General features: G+C 67.1%; 4 protein-coding genes. 3 read left to right on the top strand and 1 reads right to left on the bottom strand.

All coding sequences use genetic code 11. The features are described 5' to 3' along the window. On the top strand, positions 1 to 730 hold a 730-nt coding region (locus AC1DQP_RS17680; protein WP_478052121.1), incomplete at its 5' end, for a hypothetical protein. A gap of 9 nt (positions 731 to 739) precedes the next feature. Here the strand turns inward: AC1DQP_RS17680 and AC1DQP_RS17675 are convergent. Further along, complete coding sequence (locus AC1DQP_RS17675) at positions 740 to 1,441, bottom strand: pirin family protein (RefSeq protein WP_478052120.1); 702 nt, start codon at positions 1,439 to 1,441, stop codon at positions 740 to 742. Positions 1,442 to 1,578: 137 nt separating this feature from the next. Here AC1DQP_RS17675 and AC1DQP_RS17670 point away from each other — a divergent pair, with 137 nt between their 5' ends. Both AC1DQP_RS17670 and AC1DQP_RS17665 read left to right on the top strand, forming a co-directional pair. After that, a complete protein-coding gene (locus AC1DQP_RS17670) occupies positions 1,579 to 2,505 on the top strand; it encodes a LysR family transcriptional regulator (RefSeq protein ID WP_457320697.1) in 927 nt (308 codons plus the stop codon). Between the two features lie 162 nt (positions 2,506 to 2,667). Continuing rightward, the gene (locus tag AC1DQP_RS17665; protein ID WP_478052119.1) at positions 2,668 to 3,810 is read left to right on the top strand and encodes an alpha/beta fold hydrolase; all 1,143 of its coding nucleotides are present in this window, start codon (positions 2,668 to 2,670) and stop codon (positions 3,808 to 3,810) included. Positions 3,811 to 3,981: the final 171 nt, after the last annotated feature.

Here is a 3,981-nt window from a genome sequence, read left to right as displayed (position 1 = left end):
CAATGGTGTCGATGACTATCTGGAAAACGTGGCCCGGTTTCGGCGAWTGGCTGCAAGCGGTCGATTGGGGCGCAGTCTCGAGGCGACGCACCGGGCGGCGAGTTTCCGGGAATTGAAAAAATCGCTGGAGGCACTTACAGGGCTGTCAGCGTTTGCCCACCTGGGCGGCATGCGAATCAACACGGCCAATCCGTTCAGTCGAGGATTTTTGCCGCCCCACCCGAACCAGGCCCAGCGCGCCATGCGGTGCTTGATTGAGCGGCGACGGGAGCTGAGCGCGACGGGGCGCCTTTCGATAGGAGGGGCCCTGGCGTCGTACATTGTCTTTTTGACGATCCACTTGCTTAGCGACGGCAACGGACGTTCAGCGCGCATGATGTTTGCTGCGGATTGTCTAGCAACCGTGCCTGAGATATCCGCACAGAGGATCATGGGTTTGGTGATGTTGCACCAGCAGCGAGGCACGTCCTTTCACCTCGCTGTTGCGTGCGCCAGGGCAGGAGATATGTCCATGATCGCGACATGCTTCGAGTGCGCAGTCGTAGACTCGGGTCCATTGCTCGAGCAGCTGGCGATCGCACTGGCATGGGAGGAGGGAGGCACTGCAGGCCAATTGCCCCCGCACCCCATCAGAGAGCTTCATCGCATGATCGAGATGAGACTCGGCTTCTCTCCCAGCGCCGAAGCGGGCGGCAGGCACGCCGCGCCCCGAGCAGCTCGGGACGCGTAAGGTGGGGCCTTACAGCGGCAGATCGAAGACGATCACTTCGGCGTCGCTGGCGTTCTCCAGCGTCACCTGGGCCTCGTCGCGGATCTGCAGCGCATCGCCGGTGTCCAGGGTGATGCCGTTGACCTGTACCTGTCCGCGGGCAACCTGCACATAGGCGCCGCGGCGCGGGGCCAGCGGCAACTGCACGCGTTCACTGCCCTCGAGAAGGGTGGCGTAGAGGTTCACGTCCTGATGGATCAGCAGCGAGCCGTCGCGACCATCCTTCGAGGCGATCAGCCGCAGCTGTCCACGCTTGGTCTCCGGCGCGAAGTGGGTTTCCTGGTAGCTGGGGGTGATGTTCTCCTGGTCGGGGAACAGCCAGATCTGCAGGAAGTGCACCGGTTCGTCCGCCGAGTGGTTGAACTCGCTGTGGCTGACGCCGCTGCCGGCGCTCATGCGCTGCACATCGCCGTAGCGCAGCACCGAGCCAGTGCCCATCGAGTCCTTGTGCTCCAGTGCGCCGCCCAGCACGTAGGAAATGATCTCCATGTTGGCGTGGCTGTGGGTACCGAAGCCTTGGCCGCCCTGAACGCGGTCTTCGTTGATCACCCGCAGTGGACCGACGCTGACATAGCGCGGGTCGTGGTAGCCGGCAAAGGAGAAGGTGTGGTGGGAGGACAGCCAGCCGTGATCGGCGTGGCCACGGCTGTTGCTCTTGCGGACCTGCAGCATGGGATGCTCCTTGTTCGACAGTTTCGATGATGGTCGGGGTGGCGTTTGCCGCTGCCCTTTCCTGTTGGCGCCAGTATCCGCTTGCACCTCGGGTTTGAAAAACGGATAGTTTCGTAAGCCATCATCGAAAAATTCGAATGCTCAAGCTCAGCCTCGACGCCCTGCAGATCCTTGATGCCATCGACCGACGCGGCTCGTTCGCGGCGGCCGGCAAGGCGCTGCACAAGGTGCCTTCGACCATTTCCTACACCGTGTCCAAGCTCGAGCAGGACCTGGGCGTGCAACTGTTCGACCGCATCGGGCCGCGCGCCCAGCTGACCGCGGCCGGGCAGGCGCTGCTGGAAGAGGGGCGGCACCTGCTGCGGGCGGCCCGCGAGCTGGAGATGCGGGTGCGCCGGGTAGCGTCGGGCTGGGAGGCGGAGCTGACCATCGCGGTCGATTCGATGTTCCCCCCGTCGCTGCTGGCTGAGGACGTGCGCGCGTTCAATGCGGTGGCCGAGCAGACCCGGGTGCGGCTGCTGTGCGAGTCGTTGTCCGGCACCTGGGAGGCGCTGCTGGACCGGCGTGCGGACCTGCTGGTGGGGGCGGCAGGCGAAGGGCCCAGTGGTGGTGGCTATGTGGTCGAGCCGATGGGCGTGGTGGAATTCGTGTTCGCGGTGGCGCCTTCGCATCCGCTGGCCGCGGTCGCCGGTCCCCTGGACCGCGAGCAGCTGGCCGCGCATTGCGCGATCGCGGTGGCTGATTCGGCGCGTCGGCTGCTGCCGCGCACCGTCGGCCTGCTGATGGGGCAGGAAACGGTGACCGTGCCGGACATGGTCAGCAAGTTCCGTCTGCAGTGCGCCGGGCTGGGCTTTGGCTTCCTGCCCGCGCCGTACGTGCGGCACGCGGTGGCGCAGGGCCGGTTGGTGATCAAGCCGGTTGAGGAACCCAAGCCGGACGAGACGTTCTGGCTGGCCTGGCGGCCGGGTGAGGAGGGGGCCGCGCTGCGCTGGTGGCGTACGCGGATGCAGGGGCCGCAGGTGATGGCGGGCTGGTGGCCGACGATGGAGGCGTGGCTGGGGTGAGTGCGGCGCCGCCGGCGACTCCAGGCATCGGCGTCCGCAACGGTCGCGCCCTTCAAGCTGAATCATTGCCGCCGTGTCATCGGATGGTCATACGGATGCGATAGAGCGCCGACCGCGCGATCCGTAACCTGCCTGACTCAATCGGATTCCCCCTGTATCCCCATGAAGCGCCTGCTGCTGTTGTTGCTGGCCGGGGCCGGCCTGTGGCTGGCCGCCTGCTCCCCGCTGACCTCCACCTCCCGCTCGACCTCGCTCAGCGATCGCCTGGTCGCGCCGGGCGGGGTGTCCACGTTGCTGGACATCCCGCGCATCGCCGAGGCCGTGGACAGCGTGCCCAACCGGCACGGCCGGGTGRCCGGGCGTGCCGGTGTGCCGATCTTCTGGCGGGCCTTCGACCCGGGCCAGTACGGGTTGCGCTACGCCTATCTGGCCCAGCAGCACGACAACGGCGAGCCGCTGCGCACCGGCCTGGCGCTGGACCTGCCGCATCCGTTCCAGCCGCAGGCACCGCGCGGCACGGTGGTGCTGCTGCACGGCTGGATGATGAACGGCGATGCGATGCTGCCGTGGTCATTGCAGCTGGCCCAGTCCGGCTACCGTGTGGTCACCATCGACCTGCGCAACCACGGGCATTCGGGTGCCGGACCGTCGGGGTATGGCACGTTCGAATCCGATGACGTCATCGATGTGATCAATGCGCTGCAGGCGCGGCATGAGGTGGTTGGGCCGCTGTATCTGTTCGGCGTGTCCTACGGCGCGGCCACTGCGTTGTTCACTGCCGACAAGCTGGGCGACCGGGTTGCCGGGGTGGTGGCGATGGAGTCCTTCGCCAACGCCGGCGATGCCATCCGCAGCATGATTCCGCACCTGATGTCATTGCAGCCCAGGGGCTGGAAGGCGCAGGCGATGGCCGCCTACGGGCGCTGGCGCTACGGCAGCCAGGACATCAACCAGGTGATCGCCGCGGCCAGCCAGCGCCTGGACCTGGACCTGGACCGCGTGGATGTCGCGCGCGCGCTGGCCGATACGCGCGCCTGTGTGCTGTTGCTGCACGGCCAGGACGACCAGCATGTGCAGGTGAGCCAGGGGCGTCGACTGGCGGCGGCCAGTCCGCGCGTGCATTACATCGAGATGCGCGGCGAAGACCACATCACCTTGCCGTTGCGAGTGGACCTGCTGGGCGGGGTGGTGGACGACTGGCTGGCGCAGGAAGGCCGTGCCGGGGCCCAGTGCGCGTCGCCGGCGTTGCCGGAGGAGGCCGATCGAATGGCAATGGCGCAGGTAGCGGCCACGCCGCGCGGATGATGCGTCGTTCCGTAGACGGGTAGTGCCGGCCGCTGGCCGGCTCCAGGCGGTCTTCCCGAGTGCATCGCGCTGTGTCCTCGCTCGGGTCTGTCGCGAGCGTATGGGCCCCGTAGCGGCCAGTGCGCCCCTGGCGCAAATGTCCCCCGGCCGCGTGGCGGCCTCCTCCTTGAT

The sequence above is a fragment of the Stenotrophomonas sp. P5_A8 genome (assembly GCF_056400545.1).
This window is presented reverse-complemented; position numbering and strand designations above follow the sequence as displayed.

What these genes read in the sequence shown, in the direction of transcription:
- AC1DQP_RS17675 (WP_478052120.1), bottom strand. Translation starts at nt 1,441, where the DNA reads ATGCTGCAGGTCCGCAAGAGCAACAGCCGTGGCCACGCCGATCACGGC.
- AC1DQP_RS17670 (WP_457320697.1), top strand. Translation starts at nt 1,579, where the DNA reads ATGCTCAAGCTCAGCCTCGACGCCCTGCAGATCCTTGATGCCATCGAC.